Below are 24,147 nucleotides of genomic sequence, written 5' to 3'. Positions count from 1 at the left end.
GAAGGCGGCTGGGTTGGTCGCGGCCAACCGGCGACGGATGTCGACGGCGTCGGCTGTGGCGGTCAGGGCCTCCTCCCGCCGCCCGAGGTTCGACAGCATGATGCCGAGGTTGTTCAGCGCCGTGGCGAGGTCGGGTTCGAAGGCGGCTGGGTTGGTCGCGGCCAACCGGCGACGGATGTCGACGGCGTCGGCTGTGGCGGTCAGGGCCTCCTCCCGCCGCCCGAGGTTCGACAGCCTGGCGCCGAGGTTGTTCAGCGCCGTGGCGAGGCCGGGTTCGAAGGCGGCTGGGTTGGTCGCGGCCAACCGGCGGTAGATGTCGACGGCGTAGGCTGTGGCGGTCAGGGCATCCTCCCGCCGCCCCAGGTCCGACAGCATCATCCCGAGGCTGTTCAGCGCCGTGGCGAGGTCGGGTTCGGCGGCTGGGTTGGTCGCGGCCAACCGGAGACGGATTCCGACGGCCTCGACCGTGGCGGTCAGGGCATCCTCCCGCCGTCCCAGGTACGACAGCATGATGCCGAGGTTGTTCAGCGCCGTGGCGAGGCCGGGTTCGAAGGCGGCTGGGTTGGTCGCGGCCAAGCGGCGGCGCACGTCGACGGCCTTGACCGTGGCGGCAAGGGCTTCCTCCCGGCGTCCGGCGTTGGCGAGGCGGTAGCCGAGCGTGGTGTACAGGCGGGCCTGCTGGGCGGGGTCGGTGGTGTGGGCGAGGCGGTGGCCGGTGAGGCGGGTGGCGATGGCGGCGGTGGCGGTGTCGAGGTCGACGTGGGGGCCGTTGGGTAGCAGCGACTCGATGGCCTCCAGCACGGCGATGTCGACGTCGGGCAGGTCGGCCAGGCGGGTGAGGGTGGCGGCGCCGGCGGCGACGGCAAGCTGGGGGTGGTCGCGCAGCAGCGGGTAGAGCACCCGGTCGGCGAGGTGGGGCCAGCGGCGGGCGGTCTCGACGAGGACGGTGACCGCGGCCGGCGCGTACGGCGGGTCGGTGCCGTCGGTGGGGGCGAGCAGCCGCTGGGGTTTGTCAGTGGCCCAGGCGTCGGGTGGGTGGTCGCCGACGCGGTGGCCGGGGGTGGTCAGGGCGAGGAAATCCTCGCCGAGCCGGTCGGGGTACAGGGGCGCCAGCACGGTGTCCGGGTCGGTAGGCGGGTAGGCCACGGCGTGGTCGTCGATGACCTGCACGGGCTCGCCGATGCCGACGCGGGCCAGCGCGGCGACTGCCGTGTCGTAGGGCTGAGCGCGGGCGAGGGTGGCGACGTAGGCGGCGCGGGCCAGCGTTCGCGGTCCGGTCTGGACACGGCCTCCGTCCTGCAGGGCCTGCCAATGCTTGGCTTCCCGGTTGAGCAGGTACGCCGACAGGTGGTGCGGGTCGGTCGGTGCGGTGCCGCCGGTGTGGTGGGCGTCGACGGCGGCGAGGGCGGCCATGTGCACGGACAGGACCTGCCGATAGGCGTTCCCGTGCAGGTCTGGCAGGGGCAGGGTGTCGGTGCCGGGCACGGCGAGGGCTTCAGCGAACGCGGCCCGGGCGGCGACGAACACGGCCGCCCGTTCGGTCGGAGTGTCCGCGAGGGGTCCTAGGCGGCGGGTGTCGGTGGTGGCGTGCGCGTTGTCGAGGTCGTGGCATATACCGTCCCACCAGTAGCCGGCCGGGCGGGCCAGCAGCAGCACCCTGACTGGCAGCCCGGCCGGGCGCAGCAGCGGGTCGGACAGCACCGCGAGCAGGTGGCTGGGTGGCCACCGTTCGGCGTAGTCGATAACGACGAGCAGCCCCCGCCCGCCCGGCGCCGCGCCCGAGCGGGCCGGGTCGGGGGAGGGGATGCCGGCGCTGACGTGGTGGGCGGCGACGACCCGCCACCCGGCCTCCAACGACCGGCGGGCCAACTCGCCGGCTAGGCGGGTCTTGCCCTGCCCGCCCGGCCCGTGCAGCAGCCGCACCGCCCACCCGTCCGGGATGTCGCGCCAGCAGTTGGTGAGGTCGTCGAGTTCATCGCCGCGGCCGGTGAACGGCACGACATGGTAGGCGGCGTTGAGCAGTCGGCTTGGCACCAGCGCCGCCGGCCTGCCGGCGGCGGTCACCGGGAAGTCCTCGACGCGGTAGCGGGCCTGCCCGACCACGATGTCGCCGTACACCACCCCGGTGACGGCCACCCCACCCCGATCCGCGGAAGCCCGGCCGGTGTGCGACAAAGCCGCCGACGGACGGGCCCGGCTGTCGGCGGTCACCGCCCGCCAGCCGTCACGTCACCGCCGACGGCGCCGCTGATGGCCACCCCACCCCCGGTGGCAGTGGCCGGGCCCGAATGGCTCACGCTGATCGAGCCCGCCGTGGGAGCCTGTGCCTGGCGCAGCTGCGCGACCAAGGTGTCCAGCGCGGTGGCGAAGCTGGGGTCGGTGTCGGCGACGTCGGCGATCGCGAGCTCGACCCGCTGGCGGGTCCGGTCGCTCACGACGACCTCTGCGGCCGTCGTGGCTGCGGCCTGTCCGGCCTCTGCCTCCAGCTTGGCCAGGGCAGGATCGGGACCCAGCCGCGCGCTGACCAGATCGTGTAGCCGGGCCATCCCCGCATCGAAGACCCGGTCGACCTCGGCATCAGCACCGCCGGCCACCCGCCGGGCCTTGCCCCACGCGTACGCGGCCAGCCACCCCACCACAAGCTCAAACCCGATCATCACAACCACCCCATCCACACGGCCCGCCAGATCCACTACCGGCCTATCACGCCCGACCCACAATCCATCGACCGTGACAGAACCCCGACACCCAGCGATCGCCGAGAACCCCCGCGAGGGTCACGGATCGTCGTCGCCTGGGCCTGGCTCACCCGCCCGCTTGCCGGCCCCGTAGCCGGGGCCTCGGCGGCTGACGCCTTGGCCGGGTATCCGTCACATGCTCGCTGACGACCATCCGCGGGCCTCCGACCCTCGCACCTCGGTCGTCGCCCACATGGTCTGATGTGGCCGCAACCCGGGCGAGGAACTGCAACATGGCCTGCATGCTGGCCAGCGGCGAGGTCGGCGGCGTGCCTGAGCCGGTCGGCGAGGTCACCGCCCGGCTTCCGGCCACGGCCATTTGCAGGAAAGCAGCTGCGCAGGCCACCGACGACCGGTCAACGCCCGCAGCGCCGCTCGCTCGGCCAGCAGACTCTGGTACACCACGTCCCGGTGCTCGTCGCGCACGTACGGTCGGAGGGTGGACGTGCTGCTGCGAGGCGGGCGACCGGGCAGGTGGTGCCCGGCGGCGGGGAGACCGTTGTCTGGCGGGCCTGCCTGTACGAGATCACACCCGAGTACGGCCACCGCCGCGGCCGCGATCTACGGTCTACCGGCATCGCCCCGACTGCTGCGAGCCGTGCAGCCGAGGGTCGAGGACCGCTGCGAGTGACCCGCCTGGCTCCGGCGCTGGTTTGTTCGGCACCCCGCCCGACCAGGCATTCGAACATGCGTACGATAGACGCGTGGAAGAGGTGGTCCGGAGGTGGTGGAACGGGACCTGGGGGCGCCTGGCCCGCCGCGACGTGTGGCTCGTGCGCCAGACACGCTGGAAGCTGATCGCCCGCGCCGGCGACAGCGAGACCGGGAAGGTGCTGCGGTGGGAGTTCGACACGAAGCAGGAGGCCCTGCACATGGTTGATCGCCTTCTGCGCGCCGAAACCGCGGGCCAATGGCGCGAACAGGACCCCGCGGCGCCCCCGGCGGCGCAGCAGCGAGAGCAGCGCCCGAGGCAGCCAGGCCCGGCGTCCTCGTAATGTCGATTATGGGTACCAGCCCGACTGACAGATGCACCAGCGTCGCTCGGCCTGCTGCAAGCAGTCCGGGCGGGACGCCTACGATCCGGGCGCGGATTTGGGCTGTGCCCGCCGTGACGCCTGAGGATTCGGCTTGCGGGCGTTGAGATAGGTAGAGAAGCTGCTGACCGGCTCACGAAGCCGGCGGTGGCGGTGGCGGCCTGGCGCGACCTGGTGTATGACCGCCAGACGAGCGGAATCGCTGCCGACGACCTCGGCAGCCGCCGCGACTTGTTCCGCTCACTGCTGTCCGTTGCCCAGGTCAGCCTCCGCGCCACCGGGCGGATCCTGGCTGGCGTGCTCAACGACGGCGCTGCCTTCGTGACCGAGGCCCGTGTTCGTCTCGGTGAACTCGACCGGGACGACGTCACGACGTGGCCGGGTCATGGGCAGCGTCGATGTCGAGCGGGTGCGCTGGTTCGCGGCGGACTGGCTCGCTGGCGGGCACGACGGGCCGGAAACCCACACTTTCGACCGTCCCTTGTGGCAAGCCCGCCGGTTAGAGTTGCCTCACCTTTGCGATACCTGGAGGACCCCGCCGGTATGTCCCGACCCGCCCCTGCCTCCCTTCCCGACCCGGCCCTGGCGGCGGACGATGTGCCGCTCAGTGACTCGCTTGTCGCCGAACTCGGCGAGCGAGGCTGGCGGGTCGACGACGACCCGCTGCGGGAGCGCTGGTTGCGGCTCGCGGCCTGTCACTCCACTTTCCTATACGAGTTCGGCCGGCCGCCGATCTCGGTCGCTGCGCTGGCGGCACTGGGCAAGGTGGGCGCCACCCATTTGGCGCTCGCGGTAGCCGACCTGGTCGTGGAGCGCACTCGTCCGAACAAGGTCAGCAGGCAGAACCAGGTCATCGCCCACATGCCCGCACGGGTCGCCCGGCGGGTCGCCGGCAACCTGACCGTCGCTGAGTCGATGAACCTGGGCAAGGGCGAGGAGCCGAATCGGCGGAGCACGTCGCGTCTGGCCGAGGACGTCATGCACCAGGTCCTCGGTGTGGTGGTGCTCCTCGGCGGCTACGCCACCGTCAAACAGCTGGTGGCGGACGTGTACGAGCAGGCACTCCAGCAGGTGCTCATGGACGGCGTCAACTGGTGGGGTGAGCTGACCCGCTCCGTGCCGGTTCAGCAGCTCACGGTCGAGGACCATCAGGAGGGCCCGGATCATCACCGGACGTTCATTGTGGAGATCGTCGACGTCCGGGGACGGCAGGGGCGCGGTGAGTTCACGAAACGAAGCGGTGCAAAGGATCTGGCGGTCCAAGACTACCTGCGCAACGCGGGGCTCTACGGTGAGATCATCGCGCGCGTCGGCGGCCACTCGATCTCGCGGCTCACCGAGGAGCCCCGTCACTACCCACCGGGGCAGGGCCCGCGGAACCGCACGGTCGCCGAACTGGCCACCACGCTCCGGATCACTCCGGAACGCCGGGCCTACCTGCAGCAAACACTCACTCACAAGTCATGGGCTTACGAGAATCAGTCATTGGTCCGCCAAGCTCGGCAGAACGACTACGAACTACTGGCCAACCACGGGTCCTACGTCATTAGGGCGGTGTCGGCCGCGGAGTTCACCCGCGACCTGCTGCGCCGCACGCTAAAGCCCGAACCCGAGGACGGCGCGATCCATTCATTGCCGGAGCGCTGCTACGTCGACATGTTCGACCGGCTTGTGCCGGAATCGGCCGTGCTCCGCGGTCGGGGTGAGGCCGAGTGCAAGCCCCGCATAAAGGCTGAGGTCTTTCAGGCGATCGTCTCGGTCGCCTGGCGCTTCGGCGAAGCCGGGCTACCGGAGACACTGCGCGGTTGGATACTCCGAGAGACCCTTGCTCAAGGGCTCGACGAGCTCAGCCGGTTGCAGCGCCTTTGTGTCACCTTCGGCGGCGATACCTCCTCCACCTGCACCTCCACCGGCCCGGCGCACGATTCCCGGTTCACCGCGACCCTAACCGTCCGTATCGACGAGCTCGAACTCGTTCGGACCGGCCCTCCGACGCCGGGGAAGAAAGAGGCCACTCGGCTGGCCGCCAAGCGGTTGTATCAGCTCTTCACCCTAGGACCGGACTTCCCGGCTGCCGGCCAGACCGCCGCAGAGCGGGCGGAGAGCATGCGGCTCCTGCTGTGCCTGGCCCGGCGCCTACCGGTACTGCGCGGCCGTGATCTCCGACGCTGCATAGAGGATGGGGTTCTGGGGCTGGGTCTGCTGGCCGCCTCGGACGGCAACCTCGACGAGTTTCTCGTCTGGGCGAAGGAGGCTGACTCGCTGACCGGCCCGCTGGACGACGAGGTCTTCGAACATCTGATGACCGCCTACGGCAACGCCGTACAGGCACGGCCGCGGCCGAAGCTGGAGCAGTCGTTGCGTGAACTGGCGGCCTGGGTGCGAAATCTCGACCCGGAAGGCGACGTCGTGGTTCGGAAGGCACCCCAGTGGGACCTCCTCCTGGCGGTGGCCGGCGCGCTACGGGCCGGCGCCGCCCGGGAGCGGAAGACGGTGGACGAACTCGCCAACTCCTGGCCGGTCTGGGGCACCGATTCGGTGTCACTCCTCTCCGCAGTCGACGCCGCCGCTATCGGTGAACTGCTCCGGGAATTCCCCGGCACGTCCGCCGGAACGGTCCGGTGCCGGCGGCTCTCCGACGGGGTCCGAGTCGAATGCGCCACCATGGCCCCCGACGCGGTCGACCGCGTCCGCACTCTGATCGACCTGCTCGCCGAGATGGCACCGGGCCTCGGGGTCTTCGCCGGACCGGACACGCAGACGCTAACTGCCACCTACGCCCCCGACCCTGCCGACCGGTCCTTTACGGCGGCCGGCAGGCTAGCGGCTCACGGCCACCAAGACCAGGACGGTGTCGAGATCTTGGCGAACGTCCTGCACCGGCTCAAAAACGAGTTGATCGGCATGGAGGACGTCGCGCAGAAGGCTGCGCTGGCCAGTGACAGGGTGACCCGCTTCCGCCGGCTCGCCGATGTCGCTCGGCACCACGAGGCCGCCGTCCACCTGGCCGATCACCTCGACCGCACCAACCGAGCGCTGGCGGATGCCGACGAAGAGACGGTCGAGTTCGGCCGCTGGCTCGATGAGTACTGCGCGGCCAAGATCCTGGAGATCAGGGACAGGGCGAACATCCGCTTGACACCACCCGCCGAGTCCGGCCACTGTGAGGTCGGCCTCTCGCCGTCGCTGCTGCGGGGGGTTCTGGACAATCTCGTCAATAACGCCGTCGAGGCGATGCCGGATGGCGGCCGGATCATCGTCGACTGGTACACCGAGCCGGGCCATGTGTTCCTCGTCGTGCACGACGACGGCCCGGGGCTGCCGGACGAGATCCGCGAGACGTTCTGGCGGGACGAGACGGTGACGAGCACCAAGGAGCACGGCTCGGGCATGGGGTTGTGGCTGGTCCGCATGGACCTTCGCCGACTGGGCGCCACAATCGCCGACGAACCCGCCGCCGACGGCCAACGCTGGATCATCGACCTGCCATGCGAGGAGGTGACGGATTCCAACGCGCCCCACCGGGGACCGGCTGCGATGCCACAGGCGGCGGCGCGTCCCCGCCGCACGGTCAGGGTGTTGCTCGTGGATGACCAGGAGAACGTCGCCCGGACGATGGCCGGGCACCTCGAGCCGATCGCCGCCCGGGTCGAGACCGTTCACGATGGAGAGAGCGCTCTGACCAGGCTCGGCACCGGGCACTACGACGTCGTGGTCACCGACCTACAGATGCCACCCGAGCCCTGGGGCGGGTTGTGGCTGCTGAGGCGGATGCGGGAGGAGGGCCACCGGGTGCCGGTGGTGGTGCTCTCCGGCGAGGGAACCTTCGAGCAGGCGAGAATGGCTCTTAACGCGGGCGCCTTCAAGTACGTGACCAAGGCGGATGCGGCCGAGGAACTCGTCACGGTTGTCGAGGAAGTTCTGGCCAATCTAGGCCGGCAAAGCCGCCATGATCTCCAGCATCTGCCACTGCCAGTGGCGCTTGGCTTGCAGCGTTACGAGTCGGAGACGGTGGCCAACCTGCGGATGCGGGCCGGCCATGCGGCGTTGGAGGACGCTCTCCGGTTCATCGGCGCGGTCGGGCTCGGCGAGCTCCTGGACGGCCACCCGGACGCGCGGTTGCCCCGGCCGGCGCTCGCGCCCCAGATGATGCTGGGCAAGCGGGTTGAACTGCTGAAGGCACTCGGCTCGCGGCTGGCGCAGGAATCGTATGCGGGGCAGGTCATCCGTAGTCTCGACTTGGACGCGCTCGCCGTCGTGAAGACCGGCCGCAACGTGGTCAGTCACAGCTCGGAGCGCCCCAACGACGAGGTGACCCGCATGCTGGACGAGGTCGACCCGCTGCTGGAGCAGTTCGCCACAGCTCTGCGTCACATCGGGGACCGCACCGTGATGATCGCCCACTCCCTTCGATTCGATGGAAAACGGTACGCGGTTTCCGCATTCCGGGTGACCGGCACCGGTCCGGTGCTACCCAGTGCCGAATTGATCAGCAGCACTTCGCTCGTGGAAAACTCAGTCGGCCTGTACCGGCCCGGCACCGACTCGTGGATCCCGATCGGCCCGTGGATGACGGCCCAGCCCGGTAAAGCCCGGGGCGAGTGGCAGATCTCCGTCGTCGACGGTGTCACCCAGGGGCAACGGGGCCGGCCGTCAAAGCTGGCCTACCAGCCGTTCGGTGACGGCGAGAAGTGGGCGGCGGCAGCTGACGAGGACGCCGATGAGCTGATCCGGCGGTCGGTCGCCCGATAGTGCTACCCCTGACCGAAACCGGGCCGCCGCCACTGCCGTCAGTTGGTCTGCCCGGTCGGCAGGTGCCGGCCGATGTAACCGACATAGATGCGGCCGTTCTGCGCCGTGTCGTCGTAGTAGTGCATCCGAGGACTGATCATCGCGAACTGAGCGATCTTGAAGTGGGCTCCCATGAAAATCTTGCCAGTCGGATCGACGGTGGCTGACACGGGCAAAACGCGCCTCCTCCAGAAGGCCGGGTTAGTGCGCACTTCCTCACTCTCGTCGCGGGCGTGGCGTCGGGTTGGCCACTCGTGGCAGCCGTCCGGGGTGTGCTCAAGGAAGCCGTGCACGTCGCGGTCCCAGCGTCCATCTGCTTTGGCAGTCGCATAGTCCTGAAGCACCAGCAACGCGTCCCATGCCTTAGAGGCCCAGGAGCCGAGGGTGTCTTTGCTGTCGAGGTCCGCGGCATGGTCAGGGTCGCCGGTGAACTCGACGTGCACGAGCTTCGGCAGCCATCGGAGCAACTCGCCGAAGCTGTCCGGTCGGGAGACGTCCTCTTCCGATGGCTGAGTCGTCCAGGCCACATCTGCCTGGCCCGTTGAGGCCAGCCGGTGACGTAGCGTCCGTACGGTCTCCTCCGACCGAGTGAGAAGATCAACTGCTTCCCGGTTTTCGAGTTGCTCGTCCTCCAACTGCCGGATGACGTCTCGGTATGCCGTCTGCGTCTCATCGAGTTCGGTCTGAAGTTGTGCCAGTCGGGACGCGATATCCTCCTGAGCCTCCTGGGATGCTCTGCCGGCCTCGATCCAGTGCGCGATCTCGTCGATCCCGTCAACGGTTAGATCGTCGAGGCCTGTCTTCACCTTCAGGTAATCGAGCAGCATGCTCTGCTGCGCACCGATGTTGTCCTGGCGAGGTTCACTCCTCCGGGTCTCGAGGGCCGTCGCTCGGGATTGCGACGGAACCAGCGATGCCGGTTTGAGACCGGCATCGCTGAGCCGATTCACTAACATGTCGTCGGCGATGCGCTCCAGCATCCGGTGTACCCGCGCCACCGACGCCTGCAAGGGCTGTTCGAGTGCCTGAAGTTGGGCGTTGGAGGCAAGGATCCGAGCGAGTCGGTCATGCTCGCCGTCATCGAGGATTCGTTCGGTGCCCAGCACTCTGTGCCGCAGGCCGTCGACGGCCGAGTCTGGCTGGACTTGGGAGCGATAGGAACGTAGCCGACCAGGCAAGACAGCGTGGGTATGGCCGACCCGGTCGTTCAGCAGCCGCGTGGCCTCACCGTCGAGCACGTAACACGAGGCCATCCCCTTGGTGAACCGGGTCAACTTTGCGATCAGATCCACCCACGGGCCCATCGGCAACTCATCGTCGCTGCCAGCGACGAAGACAACGCCCCGCCGTTCCGTGTCGAGCAACGCTTGGTACACCTCATCAACCTCGTCACCGCGGATGATCATCGGCCGCGTCGTCAAACGAGCGGCACCATCCCAGGCATCGATGACATCGAGAATCGGCGCGACAAAGCGGGGGGTGCCGGCTCGACGGGGGCGGCCGCGCGATTCCTCGCTGTCGGAGTCAGGAGACTCGATGTCGACCCAGGCCCATGCCGCACGCTCCTTCGCGTTGGGCACATGTGCGGTCAGCTGGACGATCCACCGACCGTCCGGCTTCGTCTCGACAATCCGCACGCGAGTCGACGCCGATCCGTCCTGCCCTTCGTGCTGCAGCAGCAGGGCCCGGACGCTGTCGCCGATGGTCGTCCACCGGTTCTCGCGAAGCGCAGACGTATCCCAGCCCTTGGGGTCCGCGATCCACCGGTCCAGTTGTTCCCGCACCAGCGGTAGCAGGTAGTTTCGTTTGTCCCGGGTCGTGAAGATCGACCTGAATCCGAGCATCTGTGCCGTCCTGTGGGGTTTCAGGCGAAAGGCTTAGCCGAACGCGTTGTCGTACTCGCTCGATGCGGCGACTGCCTCCGCCCGCCACTCCCACGCCGCTCCCGCAGCTAAATGTGGAAGTAGCGAGCGGGCCGTGGCCACCATCTGGGCGAGGAGTGGGTCAAACCGCTTGCTGCTGGTCAGAGGGGATGGATCCGTGATCAGGGCGCGGATTCCAGGTCATTGAGGAGGGCGTGCACAGGGGCCCAACACATCCGGACAGTGTCCAGGTCGGGTACGAGCCCGTACTCAATCTGATGTCGAGGGTGAACGAAATTTCGATAGTCCCGGACCTTCTCCATGAAGTCCTTGGCGTCGGTCTGGACCCACTTCTGCCGATGCGCGTACTCGAGTAGGAGATGAAGGCCAGCGCGTTCGGCCGGGACCCGCCGGCCACCCCGGCCGACCAGTCCGCTCCTTCGAACGGTCTCGTCGCGATCAGTCACCACGACGTGCAGTAACCCTTCCACGAAGCTGCCGATGCCGATGATGGCCAGCGCGTACGCACCGTTGGCCTGGCAGATCGACGCCTCGTCGGCGCGCGCCATGAGGATCTCGACTGCCTTGCTGTCCGCGGTAAGCCGTCGCACTCGCTCGTGAAGGTCCGGCGGTGGACCATACAGGGGAATCTCGCCGGCCTGGCTGACCTGACCGAGCACGGGGCGCCCGCCGACGTACGTAACGGTGAGCTGCTCAGGAGCCAGGATGCGGTTCAGCTCCTGCGCGATCGGCTCTGCGGCCTCGACACCGCCGTCGTACTCCAGCGGGTCACAGATGCGGCAGAGCAGCCGGTCGAGTGCGGCGGCGTCGCCGGCGTGGGAGCTCAGGACTTCCGTAAGCCAGGGGATCCGCGGAGAACCGTCGTACTGCGGATCGCCGGGCCACCGAACGCGGTGCAGGAATCGCTCGACCTGCGACCCGGTCCGCTCGTACGGCCCGTCTACGTCACAGATCAAACGAGCAACCCGTTCCAAGGTGAGCAGGTCAAGGGCGACCATCAGGACACCTCCCGGTCGGCGCGCTGCTGCGCGATGTCGAGTGCTTCGGTCAGACGCTGGATGATGATGGACCCCCGCTTGCGGAACCCAAGCTCAGTCATGGCCTCCTGCAGGCGATCGTCCCGATCGCGCTGGAGCTGGTCGCTCAACAGCCACGTGCAGATCTGCACCAGTTGTTCCCGGGTGTACTCAGTGATCCGCAGGCCGATCGGTACCTGGGGACGCGGGCCACGGCGGGACGCCGTCGGCGACGGTGGTTGACTGACGTGCCGCGGTGCCGTTGACGTGGGTCGAGCCTTCGGAGCGTGGTCGGCGCGGTCGACCGCCTGCTTCCAACGGGCGACGAGTCGGGCCGTTTGGCCCGCCGGGTCCACGTACCAGTCGGTCGACCAGATCCGGTGGAACTCCCACCCGAGCCGCTCCAGGTGCTGCTGGCGTAGCCGGTCCCGGTCTCGTGCGCTGTGCGCCTGGTGGTATGAGTGGCCGTCGGTTTCGACGGCGAGCACCATCCGGCCGGGCTGGTCCGGGTGAGCGAGTGCCAGATCGATTCGGTAGCCGGACACCCCCCACTGCGGCACCGCGTTGATGCCCTGCTGCTGGATGGCCGTCAGCACGCTGCGTTCGAGGCCGTTGAGCTCGACCCCGGTGTGCTGCCGTGCCCCAAGGTCGCCGCCGAGCGCCACGAACTCGAGGTAGCGGCGGAGCAGTTCGGGGCCGCGGTTCCTCGTCGCTGCGGTCTGGTTCGGGTCCATGTCGTGGTGCGAGAAGGCACTGACCACTGTCATCCGACTCCGCGCTCGGGTGACCGCGACGTTTAGGCGCCGCTCACCGCCCTCCTGATTGAGCGGTCCGAACCGCATTGTCAGGCGACCGTCGCGGGTTTTGGCGTAGCCGATGCTGAGGATGATGGCGTCTCGCTCGTCGCCTTGGACGTTCTCCAGGCTCTTGATGAAGAACCGCTGACTCGCGGGCCGGTCCTGGGAGAAGAAGTCGTCGAGGGGCTCGTGCTCGCGGCGCCGGCTGCGCAGCGCCGCTTCAATCCGCAGGGCGTGCTTCTGGCCCATGGTGATGACGCCGAGGCTCTCGTGGGGTTGCCGCTCGGCGTGCTCGAGGATGAGGTCGACCGCCCGGTTGACTTCCTCCGGCGATGAGCCGCTCTGGCCGGGGGCGACGCGGCCGTCGACCGTCTCCAGGCGTAGCGGGCTGCCCACCTGCACGCCGGGAAACGTTACGAGGGATCGGTCGTAAATCTCGATGTTCGAAAACGCGACGAGACGCTCATCCCGGCTTCGGTAGTGCCAGATCAGGCGGTGCCGATCGGAGATGAGACCGCTGAGGACATCAAGAACGGACTCGTAGTCTTCGAGGCTCTCGTCGTCGATGTCGTCGTCCTCGCCGTTGGTGGTCTGCTGAACGAGCCGCCGGAAGAACGGCGTGGGCGGAAGCTGCTTGGGGTCGCCGGCCACGACGAGTTGAGTACCACGCATGATCGACGCGACCGCGTCGTGCGGCTCGATCTGGCTCGCCTCATCGAAGATGACCACGTCGAACAGCCGCTCAGCCGGCAGGATGCGGCTGACCACGAGGGGCGACATGGCCCAGCATGGAAACGCGGCGAGGAGTACCTCTCGTGCGTTGCTGAGCAGCTTACGTAGGGGCAGATGTCGGCTCTTCTTGGCCGCCTCCCGCCGGACGAGGCTGTTCTGGTCGGGATAGGCGTCCCGGGTTCTACGCAGGTTCACTGCCACGTTGCGGCGCACGTGTCGGGCCGCCATCTCGATGTGCCGGGTGTCGGCGGCACGGAAGTCCTCGACCACCGCGGCATGCTGCTGTCCCACGAACTGACCGAGGTACGGGAAACGCATGCGCATCTCGTCGAGGACCACCTCAAGCCAGGCGCGCAGCAAGGTGTCAGCTGCCTCGTCGCTCGAGACGCGTCGTGCCGCCAGGTCGTCGAGCATGTGGCTCAGTCCCAGCGAGCGGAAGAGCTGCTGCTGCTTGTTCAGGTCGGGCATCAGGAACAGCGTGTGACGGTCGGCATTCAACTCGGCGAGGGTGCTGGCCGCGGTCGTCGCCGGTCCCCGGTCAAGGCCGTCGATGCGCGCACACGCAGCCACCGCCGCGAGATGGTTACGCACCTGGACGAAGGACGACATGCAGAGGTCAGCACCTGCCAGAGCGGTGGGTACGCCGTCTTGGCGGCTGAGCTTTCGCCACCGTTCGTGCTGGTCCACCGCAGCGACCAAGCCCTGATACATCTCGGATCGCTTGCGGGGTGCGGCCGGACAGGTTCGCCGCAGCTCACGGCGTAGCTGGAACCGGCGGAAGAGGCCGAGAGCTTCGGGCCGTCGTGGCCGGGAACGCCCGGGCGCTGTAGCGTAGACGAAGTCGTCTAGGTCCGGGCCGAAGGCCTGCTCGCCGTAGCTGGCAATGGTGCGCTCAACCTCGCTGAGGAGGTCGAACAGGTCCGTCCAGGCGGCGAGATCATCGGGTACGTCCAGCCCGGCCCGGTCGACCAACTCCCGGATCTGCCGCTGCGCGCCCTGCAGGGTACCGGCCGCCAGCCCGTCGAGATGGATCAGCACCTTGCCAACGTCGTCCGTGGTGCGGATCTCAGCCTTCGCCCACGGCGACTCCCCGCGCCAGATCCTCAGGCCGCCACGATCCACGAACGTCCGCAAGTCCTCCCGCGCGGCCTCGACCGCCGACCGGTCCAGGTTCCGCAACTCCGATGCACGCAGGTTGTACCCGCTGACGTCGTAGGAGGGCAGGGCGAGCAACTGCTCGATCACCCGGAACGCGCTCGTGCCCCAAGGCTGCCGCACCTCGTGCATCTCGGCCGGGTGGCGCTGTGCCGCGGCCCGCCGGCTGTGCAGGCGTCGATGCAGGTCGCTCGTGTCCACCGGCGGCTCGGTGCCAGCCTGAGCGAGGACCGCGGCGATACGCTGGGAGACCTGCCGCTTGTTGATCTTGCGGTCGTGCAGGTCGAACACGAGGTTGTCGAGTCCGACGTCGCCGAGGCGGTTCATTACCGCTTCGATTGCCGCCCGCTTTTCGGAGACGAACAGCACGCTGCGGCCCGTCGCAGCCATGTACGCGATGATGTTCGCGATCGTCTGGCTCTTCCCCGTGCCGGGCGGGCCGTCGATGACCACATGCCGGCCGGACAACACCGCATCGATGGCGGCCTGCTGGGACGAGTCCGCGTCGTGAACGAGGAACTCCTTCGCCGGGTCGATCCGGTCGGCGCTGGAGCTGGGTCCCTGCGCCGTCTCGGTACGCAATTGTTGCTGTGCGCTCCGGTCGCCGGCCATGGCACTGATTACCGGGTGTGACGCCAGTAGCTCGGCGGAGGTGCGCAGGTCCTTGACCATGGGCAGCTTGTCGAAGCTGAAGACGCCGCCGATCATCGCATGCTCCAGTTGGAGGGAAAGGCCGCTGGGTGCGACCGCTTCGGCGATCAGGTCGTAGGCGGTCCTGAGCTGCTGGCCGGGGTCGGCGATCTCGGTCAGCATGGCACCCAGCTTTTCGCCAAGGGCGCTGATGTCCGCCTCCACGCCGTACTGTCGTTCCAGCGCGTACAGGAGCACGGGGTTGATCTCGGGTGAGTCGGAGAGCTCCAGGGTGAAGTCGTTTTCGGTCGCCGTCCGGCTGTCCAGAGCAAGCTGCTGCAGAATCAGCGGTGCGCGCAGCGGTTGCATCGGCACGGACCCGCGGGTGTACGTACCGACCATGCAGAGCAGGCCGCGGGCGACCCATCCGGCCTGGATGCCTTGCTCCTCCTCCAACTCGACCAGTTTGCGGCGCAGGCTGCGGGCGGTGTTGCAGGCCCTGCTGTGGCGGTCCTGGTCCGGAAACAGCGTCCGCAGGCGAACCTTCTTCCCCCGGAGCAAGTCGGTGATCCCGTCCGCAGCAGCCTCGGCGAGATCCAGTGTGGTGGTCTGTCGCTCCTTGAAATAGAGCAGCGTGTTGCGTGGGCCGAAGTCGATCAGTTGGTCAGCCCACCGGCCGGCGGCCTGCTGGACGAGGTTGATCACATCCGGTTGGGTCAACAGCATCTCGTCTCCATGTCAGTCGACGTACGCCAGTGCTGATCCGCCGGGCCGTCGGCCCGAGGCAAAGCCCTCCAGGATAGGGCGCAAAACGCGTTGATCTATGCATCGGATTTCCGACACCGCCGTCATCGGAACGACCCCACTCAGTAATCTCCACCTCGCCTGGAGTACTGCCGTGCCGTGTCGGCTCATCGAGCAGGCCGGGATGTTGCAGTGCCGGGGGTGCGGCTTGGCGCAGATGAAGACCGACTCGCACAGGTGGTGCATGGCGAGGGGAGGCCGTATCAGGCGATCCTCGCGGAAACAGGGCCGTCAAAGCATCGATGGAGGTGGGCACTCCCTCAGCGGGAGACGGCGGCCGGCGACTTCGGCAATTCCTGACCGCGAAAGAAGTTGGTGGCATCGATGGTGGCACTGACCAGGGCGCATGTCGTCGCGGTGAGGGCGAGCCAGAACGCCACAGTGCTCTTCCAGTCCTCGGCGATCTTCACCGTCACCACCTCGGTGACCTCTGCACCCTCGATGGACCGATTCCGCGGAATGCTCGGATCCGGCTGACGGCGCCAACCGAAGCGGGCGAAGAACTTGGCCCAAGTGTGGTTCGACCGACCGCAGCCGAAGATCACCCCGTTGACCTTTCGCCCGCACCGTCCGCCGTTCTGGGTGGTCACGCCGCACGTCGTCGGCGCCTTCACGGAGAGCAGCCAGGCCGGGATGGCGATCGCGATCGACGCCGACCAGGCAAGGCTGATGAAGTCGAGCGTGATGAGGTAGTAGACGACGCCGACGATGGCCAGCGCCTCAACGCCGAGGATCAGCAGGGCGTGATCACGCTTCAGCATGTGGGGGCCTCCGAGTGGTCGAGGAGCGCGACGATGTCGAGGAGTTCGGTGCGGAGTCGGGTCAGCTCGGCTGCGGTGACGCCGAGTTCGTAGTGGTGGTGATGACCGGCGCGGGAAAGTGCCCACCACAGGTAGCCGGCCCGGCGCCCGAGCTGAGGGCCGGCGTAGTGGGCGAGCAGCAGCAGCTTCGGCCGCTGCACCCGGGTCTGTCCGATCTCCGGGCAGACCCGGGCCCAGTAGCGGTCCAATGCCGCTTCCAGTTCGTGGCGTAGCAGCCAGGCGCACGCTCTGGGCCAGGCTCCGCGGGCGCCCCGGATGATGCTGGTGAGCATCAGGTCGGCGGTGGCGAGATACAGAGACGCCGTCATCGCAACCGCCCCACGAACGTTGCGGTGTTGGCGACCATCGCCCGGACAGGCATGCTCCGGTGTCCGTGGACCGCCTCCGCCACCGCTCTAACCGTCCGGGTGGCTTGCACGCCGTAGTCGCGGTCGAGACGAGCGAAGAGCTCCGGGCGGGGTACGAGGCGGCCGAAGAGCCCGAGGCTGAGTCGATCCTTGACGGTGTGCACCCGGCTGAGCCCTTCCTGGATCTGCTGGTAGGGCGTGCCGCGCCGATGCTCGGAGGCCCGGTAGCGATCCATGCTCACCGACTCGATCGCGGACCGGCAGAACCCGGCGACCATCAGGTACTTCACCTCGTCCGAGATCTCCGCGGCAACCAGGGCACGTGCGTCGTCGAGATAGCGGTCCGCCGGGTCGCACACCTTACGGACCTCCACGATCGAGCCTTCGCGGCGAGTGACCTCCCGGACGTCGGCCTCGATGTCGAGGCGCCGGATCGCTTCCGGCAGCCGGTCGTCGTGGGTGAACACGATGACCTGCCGGGTCAAGGCAATGTCACGCAACACCTCGGCGAGCCCGTCGATCTTGGTGGGGTCCATGCTCTGCACCGGGTCGTCGATGATCACGAACCGGTACGGGCTGGTTTCGGCGCAGGCGCGGGGCAGGAAGACTGCTAGGCCGAGGGCGTGCAGCTCGCCCTGGCTCATCACCGCGAGGGCGTTGGTCTCGACGCCGTCGGCAGCCACGGGGAACAGGACCCGCCGGGTGTTGTTCGCTCCTTCGATTCGTAGGCGGTGCATCTCGACGTTGCTCTCCTGCCGCAGCTTCTGCCAGATCCGGTCTGACTGCGCGGCGAAGCCGCTCAGCCGCTCGGCGCGCATCGCCTTGTTAGCGTTGTCGAGCGCCGTACGGGCCTTGGTGAGCAGGGCGAGGGCCGGCGCTTCGGCACGAATCGGGGTCGCGGCATCGACCCACCGACGGATCGCGGCACCGGGCTCGCGCCAGGCGTCGTGACGCTGGGCGAGCCAATCGGCTGCCGCCGCCGTGAGGGCAGCGTGCGCCGCAACGACACCGTCCCAGGCGACCGGGTCGTGGCCGAGCACGGCGAGGGCATCGCGCATCGCCGTGCTCTGCGTGGGAATGTGGGGTGCCAGCGCGGTGGCGGCTGGTTCCAGGAGCCGGCGTACGTCGCCGATCAGGCCGTCGACCGCGCGGCGGGCGTCGGCGTGTGCCTGCTGGGCTGCGCGTGCCGCCGTGGCGGCTGCGGACAGCCGGGCGAGCTCCTCCTCTGCCTGCGTACGCCAATCCTGGTCGAGGGTGCCGGCGCGGCACACAGGGCAGGGGCCGTCCCCACGGTCGTGGTGCACACCGAGCGCGGCCCGCAGCAGCTGGGCGCTCCGGTCGGCGGCACCACTGTCCGAGACGGTCGCATGCCGCACCGCCGCCTCGGACTCGTTCAGGGCAACCAGTGCCCGGCCGAGGTCGGGCAGAACCTGCTCGGCGAGCCGCCGCGCGGCTGCCGCTGCGGGCTCCTCGGACACGGCGGTGTCGCTGCAGGCGAGGTCGGTCAGCCTGGTCAGGTTCGCCCGGCCGGCCTGCGCGCCGAGGGCGCTCAGGGCATCGCGGGCGCGGTCGTCGTCGATCGGGCCGAGCTGTTCGCGCAGCTCGGTGAAGACCGCCTTGTGCGCCTTGGCCCGGTCGTCGTAGGCCTTGCGCCGCTGCTGCAGCCGGGCGTCGCTGTCGCGTAGCGGGCCCAGGCCGAGGATCGGCGCGATCGCGTCGTACAGTTCGGCCGGCTTCGCGGTGATGACCCGTTCGAGGTCGCGGGCGGACAGGAACGGCCGGTACCTCGCGGCCTGACCGACCCACTGCGGCACCTGACCGGGCGGCATCGCGGCGCCGCCGGTGGTCGTGGTGACCGTCGCGGAGGTCAGATCGGTGGCGCCGGCCGGCCAGGCGCGGCGGGTCGTCAACTGCTGGCCGGTGTCGAGCCGGAGGCTGAGGCGGATTTCCGATGCGCCGTCGTGGTGCAGGTTTCGCCAGCCCTCGCGGAAGACCGGCGGGCGCTGCGCCCAGCGCGGGGAGTCCTCGGTCAGCGTGTACTCGATAGCCTCGGCGATGCTGGATTTCCCGGAGCCGTTGCGGCCCACGAACACGGTCAGCCCAGTCTTGGGCAGCCGCCCGACCGTGACCTGCTGGCCGATCCCGCGGAAACCGGCGACCCGGAGCTCCTCCAGGAATGCCTGTGGCGTGGAAGCGCCCGCCTCGCCCGGCTCGGGCGACGGCGGGAGAGCCTCACCCCGCAGCACGGCATCGAGAACCTGCTCACCGTGGAAGGCGGCGAGAACCAGGTCGCTGATCGCGCGTGGCACCTGGGACCGCTGAAGGCGGTCGGTGAGTTCCTGGTAGAGCGTGAGCGTGTCGTTCATCAGACCCCCTGATGTCGTTGGCGCATCGAGGGAATCGCAAATTCGTCGCTTACACTTCCCTACACCCTGTTATCCCGGGATAACAGATCCACGTTCGTCTTGGAGGCTCCAGGACTCGTACCGTGACGGCCGAAGCGGGGAGGTGAGCCATGGAGGCGGAGTTGATGTCGCAGCGGGAGATCGCACTGCTCGCGCGAGTCAGCAAGCCTGCGGTCACGACCTGGCGCCGGCGGCACCCCGACTTCCCTGCGCCCGTGTCGGGTAACCACGGCCAGCCCCTCTTTCCCGCAGACGCGGTCGTGGCTTGGCTGCTCCGGACCGGGCTCGGCCACGCCAACCCGGACACTCTGCGCGCCGAGCGGTCCTTGCACACGCTGGCGGCGTACGCCCGGCGGCACGGCGGCCGACGCGCGATCATCGTTCTCGACGCCGCGCTCTGCCTCCGCCACCTCACTGGCCGGGCGCTGCCCGCCGATCCTTTGCCGCTGGCCCGCCGCCTCGATCCCGAGGACGAGTTTCTGCTGCACGAGCTGGCCGACGCGCCTGAGCCGGCCGGGCTGGCCCAACTGGTCGAGCAACTGATCGAGGGGGCCTATGACCCCTGGCACAGCTGCCAGTTCCTGCTCAGCTCCGCCAACCGCCTCGGCTGGCCCGAGCTGGCGGCGGACGCGCTCACCCCGGAGACGGTCGCCCTGATCCGTCGGGTCGCCGATGTGCCGGCCCGGCTGCGCGCCCACCCCACAGTCACGATCGCCGACGCTAACGCGGGCACGGGCGACCTGCTGACCGCGCTGATCAGCGACCAGGAGCGCGACAACCTGCGAGTCAACGCGTTCGTCGCCGACGAGGAGCTCGCCCGCCTGGTGCGCCGGCAGCTGCTCCTCGCCGAGCTGCCCGAGTTCCATTTCGACGTGCGCGCCGACGAGCTGAACGAGGAGTTCGCCGATCCGGACCTCATCGTCACCCGGCTTCCCTACCGGCCTGCTGAGAGCCGAGACGCCCTCGTCGACCTCGACCGGGTCGAGGCGATCGCCGATCTGCTCGGTCCGGGCCGCACGGCCATCGTCGTCGGTCCCGCCAGCAGCCTCGTCGACGAGCTGCGGGACGGATCCGCAGCGCTGCGCCGAGCAGCGCTGTTGGGAAGCGGCATCGTCGAGGCCGTCGTGCAGCTGCCGGGCGGTGTCTATCCGGCCAGACCGGGCCACCCCGCCGCGCTGTGGCTGCTGACCCGGGACCCGATCCCCACCACCAAGGGCCGCCTCCTGCTTGCTGACCTCAGGGGTACCGCGCTTGACCAACCCACTATCGAGTCCGCAGCCGAAGACATCCTCCTCTGGCGCGCCGAGGGACACCGCAGCGACGGCCACGATCCACGGACTGGTCGAATCGTCCCACTGGAAAGCCTCGATCTGCGCCGGGGGGCCGCGCTCCGGTCGCCCGGTCCGGCATCGGTCACCCTGCGTGCCCGGCTGGCCGCCGACCGCCCCGCGCTCGTCGGCGAGGTTGAGCGCCGTCTCATCGACGCGGAGCAGGAGGCCATCCGGTACGCGGAGGAGCACGGTCCCCTGAACACCGGGGCGGCGCAGCGCGACGGAGTCAGGCCGAAGGAGGTTTCTCTCGGGTCGCTGCGAGGGGCTCGCCGGGTTCGCACACTTACTGGGCACCGCCTCTCATCCGAACATGTCGGGCCGCGTGGTCACCACCGCGTCATCGGCGCTGCCGAGGTTCTCGCGCAGCCAACCAAGCGCTGGATGGACCGGCTCGTGCTTGCCGCGGAGTACCCGCACGTCGCCCTCACCGAACCGGGCGACCTCGTGGTCACCACCGTCCCCCAGTTCGGCGTCTTCCTCGACGACGACGGCTTCTCGGTGATCGAGTTTCCGGCCTGCGGCCTGCACATTTCCCCCGGCGACCCCCTCACCCCTCGGGTGCTGCGGGCCCTCCTGGGGATCGCCCGCAACACCGCACGCAGCCCTGGTGCGGTACGCGGCCCACGGCCGCAGGACGTCACGATCCCCGACCTGGCACGTGACGAGGCGGCCCGCCTGGACGAGGTGCTGCGCCGCTTGGAGGAGCGCGAGCGTCTGCTGCAGCACCAAGCCGACCTCTTGGCGAGGTTGCGCGAACTCATCGTGACCGGCTTCGCCGACGGCACCCTCACGACTTTGTACGGTACGAACTCCTGAACGAGAGAACGGAACGCACAGTGCCCCCACGTAAACGTGCCACCGGACAGGCCGAGCTGTTCGGCGTGTCCAGCACCAAGCAGATCCAGGACATCCTGTGGAAGGCCGCCGACAAGCTGCGCGGCTCCATGGACGCCGCACAATACAAGGAGTTCGTCCTCGGCCTGGTCTTCCTCAAGTACGTCTCGGACGCGTTCACCGAACGCCGCGCCCAGATCGAGGCCAGCCTCTCCGACATCCCGGAGAACCGCCGCGCCGCCTTCCTCGACGACCACGACGAGTACACCAGCGCCAACGTCTTCTGGGTTCCCGAGACCGCCCGCTGGGACTACCTGGTGGAGAACGCGCCCGGTGGCGTCGGCGCGCTGCTCGACGAAGCCATGGACGCGATCATGCGAGAGAACCCGGCGCTGACCGGCGTCCTCCCGAAGATCTTCAACCGGGACAACGTCGACCAGAAGCGGTTGAAGGAACTCGTCGACCTGATCAGCGACGCCCGCTTCACCGGCCATGGCGACCGGAAGGCGCAGGACGTCCTCGGTGAGACGTACGAGTACTTCCTGGAGAGGTTCGCCCGTGCCGAGGGCAAGCGGGCTGGCGAGTTCTACACCCCGTCGAGCGTGGTGCGGGTTCTCGTCGAGGTGCTGGAGCCCTACGAGGGCCGGGTCTACGACCCGTGCTGCGGATCCGGCGGCATGTTCGTGCAGTCGAAGAAGTTCGTCGAGGCCCGCGCCGGGCGAGACCACACCCACGACATCGCCACCTACGGCCAGGAAGCCAACGAGCGCACCTGGCGACTGGCGAAGATGAACCTCGCCATCCACGGCATGGACCCGGTCGGCATCGGCGACCGCTGGGCTGACACGTTCTCCGACGACAAGCACCCGGACCGGCGGGCCGACTTCATCATGGCCAACCCGCCGTTCAACATGAGCGACTGGGCGCGCCGCGAGACCGACCCGCGCTGGCGCTACGGTGCGCCGCCGCAGAGCAACGCCAACTACGCCTGGCTCCAACACATTCTCTCCAAGCTAGGCGACCGCGGCAGCGCGGGCGTCGTCCTCGCCAACGGATCGATGTCCTCCAAGCAGTCCGGCGAAGGCGAAATCCGCCGCGCAATGGTCGAGGCGGACCTGGTGGCCTGCATGGTCGCCCTCCCGCCGAACCTGTTCCGCACCACCGCTATCCCCGCCTGCCTCTGGTTCCTGACGAAGGACAAGACCCCGCAGGGCGCCAAGGCGCTGGCCGACCGGCGCGGCGAAATCCTCTTCATCGATGCCCGCGCCCTCGGCACCATGGTCGACCGCACCGAACGCATCCTCACCGACGAGGACATCGATAAGATCGCCGACACCTACCACGCCTGGCGCGGCACCAAGTCCGCCAAAACCAAGGGCCAGACCTACGAGGATGTGCCCGGCTTCTGCTACTCCGCCAAGCTCGACGAGGTAGCCACCCACGACCACGTGCTGACCCCCGGCCGCTACGTCGGCGCTGCCGAAGCTGACGAAGACCCGAACGCCGAACCACTCGCCGACCGCATCGAACGCCTCACCAAGGAGTTGTACACCCACTTTGAGGAGTCCACTCGCATCGAGGACGTCATCCGTCAACAACTGGAGCGCCTCGATGCCTGACCGCACAACCACCTTCTTTGAACTAATCAGCGAGCACCTGATCGAGATCGGCGCGGGACGGCCACGGACCGTAAATATGAACGGGCACGACCTTCCCATCCTGCGTGTCGCGGATGTCTTGGATGGCAGGGTCGAATACACACTTCAGAATCACACGCCGAACAAAGATGTGCAGGGTGAAGGATCGAAGGTTTCAAGGCCTGGCGATATTGTTCTCACAACGAAGGGCACCGTAGGGCGAGTGGCTCTGATGCCGCCCGATGGACCGACCTTCGCCTACAGCCCCCAGCTTTGCTTCTTCCGCCCGTCTGCTAGCGGTCCACTGAGGTCGCGGTTTCTCTACTACTGGTTCAAGAGTGCCGAGTTTTGGATCCAGGCTAATGCGCTCAAGGGCCAGACCGACATGGCCGATTTTCTCAGCCTCGGGGATCTCCAGCGAATGCAGATTGGCATCCCGTCTCTTGATCGGCAGGATGCCGTAGTCGGTGTTCTCGGGGCGCTCGATGACAAGATTGCGGTCAACGATCGCATCGCCGCGTGCGCGTTGGCGCTTGCCGACGCGCACTTCATAGTCACTGTTGAGGGCCTCACTCCGGGGCCGGAAACATTCGGATCTGTTGCACAAGTGAGCGGAGGTGGGACACCCAGCACTAAGGTGCCGGAGTACTGGGACGGTAGCATTGCGTGGACAACGCCGTCAGATGTGACGTCCCTCAAAGCGCCCTACCTTTTCGACACCAGCCGCAAGATTGCCGACGCGGGCCTGGATAATTGCGCCTCAGCGCTGTATCCGGCGGGTTCTATCTTCATGACGTCGCGGGCCACCATCGGAGCGTTCGCGATCCCACAGGTGCCTGCTGCTGTGAATCAGGGCTTCATCGTGGTGAGCACACCGGACAAAGAACTCACAATGTGGTTGTTCCACGAGATGAGAGACCGCGTTGATGAGATGCGCAGCTTGGCGAACGGATCCACTTTCCTGGAGCTGAGCAGGAAGAACTTCAAAGTCATGGGCGTCCGATTGCCAGCACCTGACGTTATCAGCACCTTCGCTGAGAAAGCCATCCCATTACATCAGAAGGCTGCAGCGGCTTCGGCAGAAAACTCTACGCTTATCGAGTTGCGGGACACATTGTTGCCGGAATTGATGTCGGGACGGTTGCGGGTCAAGGACGCCGAAAAGGTCGTCGAAAATGCGGTCTAGGTAGAG

Annotated in this window: 13 protein-coding genes and 1 pseudogene; 6 read left to right on the top strand and 8 right to left on the bottom strand. The window is 68.2% G+C overall.

Annotated features, from left to right (window positions below):
• Together AB0C02_RS25630 and AB0C02_RS25625 are read right to left on the bottom strand one after the other, a co-directional pair.
• A partial coding sequence (locus AB0C02_RS25630; protein ID WP_357551484.1) for a tetratricopeptide repeat protein occupies positions 1-2,136 on the bottom strand: 2,136 nt, incomplete at its 3' end.
• A gap of 71 nt (positions 2,137-2,207) precedes the next feature.
• Positions 2,208-2,693 (bottom strand): chromosome partitioning protein, encoded by a 486-nt coding sequence (locus AB0C02_RS25625; RefSeq protein ID WP_357551483.1) that lies wholly within the window; start codon positions 2,691-2,693, stop codon positions 2,208-2,210.
• 484 nt (positions 2,694-3,177) lie between these two features.
• On the opposite strand from AB0C02_RS25625, the pseudogene AB0C02_RS25620 reads away from it, so the two are divergent.
• The 3 genes and pseudogenes from AB0C02_RS25620 to AB0C02_RS25610 all read left to right on the top strand — a co-directional run bounded on the left by AB0C02_RS25620 (position 3,178) and on the right by AB0C02_RS25610 (position 8,524).
• Positions 3,178-3,369: pseudogene (locus AB0C02_RS25620) on the top strand (hypothetical protein).
• 73 nt (positions 3,370-3,442) lie between these two features.
• Positions 3,443-3,733 carry a hypothetical protein gene (locus tag AB0C02_RS25615; protein WP_357551482.1) on the top strand — a complete coding sequence of 97 codons (291 nt, stop codon included), beginning with the start codon at positions 3,443-3,445 and terminating at the stop codon, positions 3,731-3,733.
• A 186-nt stretch (positions 3,734-3,919) separates the two neighbouring features.
• Positions 3,920-8,524 (top strand): response regulator, encoded by a 4,605-nt coding sequence (locus AB0C02_RS25610; protein WP_357551481.1) that lies wholly within the window; start codon positions 3,920-3,922, stop codon positions 8,522-8,524.
• A gap of 38 nt (positions 8,525-8,562) precedes the next feature.
• Here the strand turns inward: AB0C02_RS25610 and AB0C02_RS25605 are convergent, their stop codons facing one another.
• The 6 genes from AB0C02_RS25605 to AB0C02_RS25580 all read right to left on the bottom strand — a co-directional run bounded on the left by AB0C02_RS25605 (position 8,563) and on the right by AB0C02_RS25580 (position 19,114).
• Positions 8,563-10,407 (bottom strand): hypothetical protein, encoded by a 1,845-nt coding sequence (locus tag AB0C02_RS25605; protein WP_357551480.1) that lies wholly within the window; start codon positions 10,405-10,407, stop codon positions 8,563-8,565.
• Between the two features lie 200 nt (positions 10,408-10,607).
• Positions 10,608-11,444 (bottom strand): hypothetical protein, encoded by an 837-nt coding sequence (locus AB0C02_RS25600; protein ID WP_357551479.1) that lies wholly within the window; start codon positions 11,442-11,444, stop codon positions 10,608-10,610.
• Positions 11,444-15,502, bottom strand: a complete 4,059-nt coding sequence (locus AB0C02_RS25595; protein ID WP_357551478.1) for an AAA domain-containing protein — start codon at positions 15,500-15,502, stop codon at positions 11,444-11,446. Before AB0C02_RS25595 ends, AB0C02_RS25600 begins: the two co-directional genes overlap by 1 nt.
• A gap of 338 nt (positions 15,503-15,840) precedes the next feature.
• Positions 15,841-16,341 (bottom strand): hypothetical protein, encoded by a 501-nt coding sequence (locus AB0C02_RS25590; protein ID WP_357551477.1) that lies wholly within the window; start codon positions 16,339-16,341, stop codon positions 15,841-15,843.
• The gene (locus AB0C02_RS25585) at positions 16,335-16,709 is read right to left on the bottom strand and encodes a hypothetical protein (protein ID WP_357551475.1); all 375 of its coding nucleotides are present in this window, start codon (positions 16,707-16,709) and stop codon (positions 16,335-16,337) included. The genes AB0C02_RS25590 and AB0C02_RS25585 overlap by 7 nt, the downstream gene beginning before the upstream one ends.
• Positions 16,706-19,114 (bottom strand): AAA family ATPase, encoded by a 2,409-nt coding sequence (locus tag AB0C02_RS25580; protein WP_357551473.1) that lies wholly within the window; start codon positions 19,112-19,114, stop codon positions 16,706-16,708. Before AB0C02_RS25580 ends, AB0C02_RS25585 begins: the two co-directional genes overlap by 4 nt.
• A 149-nt stretch (positions 19,115-19,263) precedes the next feature.
• Between AB0C02_RS25580 and AB0C02_RS25575 the strand changes: the two genes are divergently transcribed.
• Genes AB0C02_RS25575 through AB0C02_RS25565 form a run of 3 tightly spaced genes read left to right on the top strand, consistent with a single transcriptional unit; the run spans position 19,264 to position 24,141 of the window.
• A complete protein-coding gene (locus AB0C02_RS25575) occupies positions 19,264-21,300 on the top strand; it encodes an SAM-dependent DNA methyltransferase (protein WP_357551470.1) in 2,037 nt (678 codons plus the stop codon).
• A gap of 20 nt (positions 21,301-21,320) precedes the next feature.
• On the top strand, positions 21,321-22,937 hold the full coding sequence (locus AB0C02_RS25570; protein ID WP_357551468.1) for a class I SAM-dependent DNA methyltransferase: 1,617 nt from the start codon (positions 21,321-21,323) through the stop codon (positions 22,935-22,937).
• Positions 22,930-24,141: a restriction endonuclease subunit S gene (locus tag AB0C02_RS25565; RefSeq protein WP_357551466.1), complete on the top strand. Its 1,212-nt coding sequence runs from the start codon at positions 22,930-22,932 to the stop codon at positions 24,139-24,141. Before AB0C02_RS25570 ends, AB0C02_RS25565 begins: the two co-directional genes overlap by 8 nt.
• Positions 24,142-24,147 lie beyond the last annotated feature (6 nt).

The sequence above is a fragment of the Micromonospora sp. NPDC048999 genome (assembly GCF_040649295.1).
Taxonomy (GTDB): Bacteria; Actinomycetota; Actinomycetes; order Mycobacteriales; family Micromonosporaceae; genus Micromonospora.
This window is presented reverse-complemented; position numbering and strand designations above follow the sequence as displayed.

Coding starts and splice junctions, on each gene's coding strand:
- AB0C02_RS25590 (WP_357551477.1), bottom strand. CDS start 16,341: ATGCTGAAGCGTGATCACGCCCTGCTGATCCTCGGCGTTGAGGCGCTG.
- AB0C02_RS25565 (WP_357551466.1), top strand. CDS start 22,930: ATGCCTGACCGCACAACCACCTTCTTTGAACTAATCAGCGAGCACCTG.
- AB0C02_RS25595 (WP_357551478.1), bottom strand. CDS start 15,502: ATGCTGTTGACCCAACCGGATGTGATCAACCTCGTCCAGCAGGCCGCC.
- AB0C02_RS25580 (WP_357551473.1), bottom strand. CDS start 19,114: ATGAACGACACGCTCACGCTCTACCAGGAACTCACCGACCGCCTTCAG.
- AB0C02_RS25600 (WP_357551479.1), bottom strand. CDS start 11,444: ATGGTCGCCCTTGACCTGCTCACCTTGGAACGGGTTGCTCGTTTGATC.
- AB0C02_RS25605 (WP_357551480.1), bottom strand. CDS start 10,407: ATGCTCGGATTCAGGTCGATCTTCACGACCCGGGACAAACGAAACTAC.
- AB0C02_RS25575 (WP_357551470.1), top strand. CDS start 19,264: ATGGAGGCGGAGTTGATGTCGCAGCGGGAGATCGCACTGCTCGCGCGA.
- AB0C02_RS25585 (WP_357551475.1), bottom strand. CDS start 16,709: ATGACGGCGTCTCTGTATCTCGCCACCGCCGACCTGATGCTCACCAGC.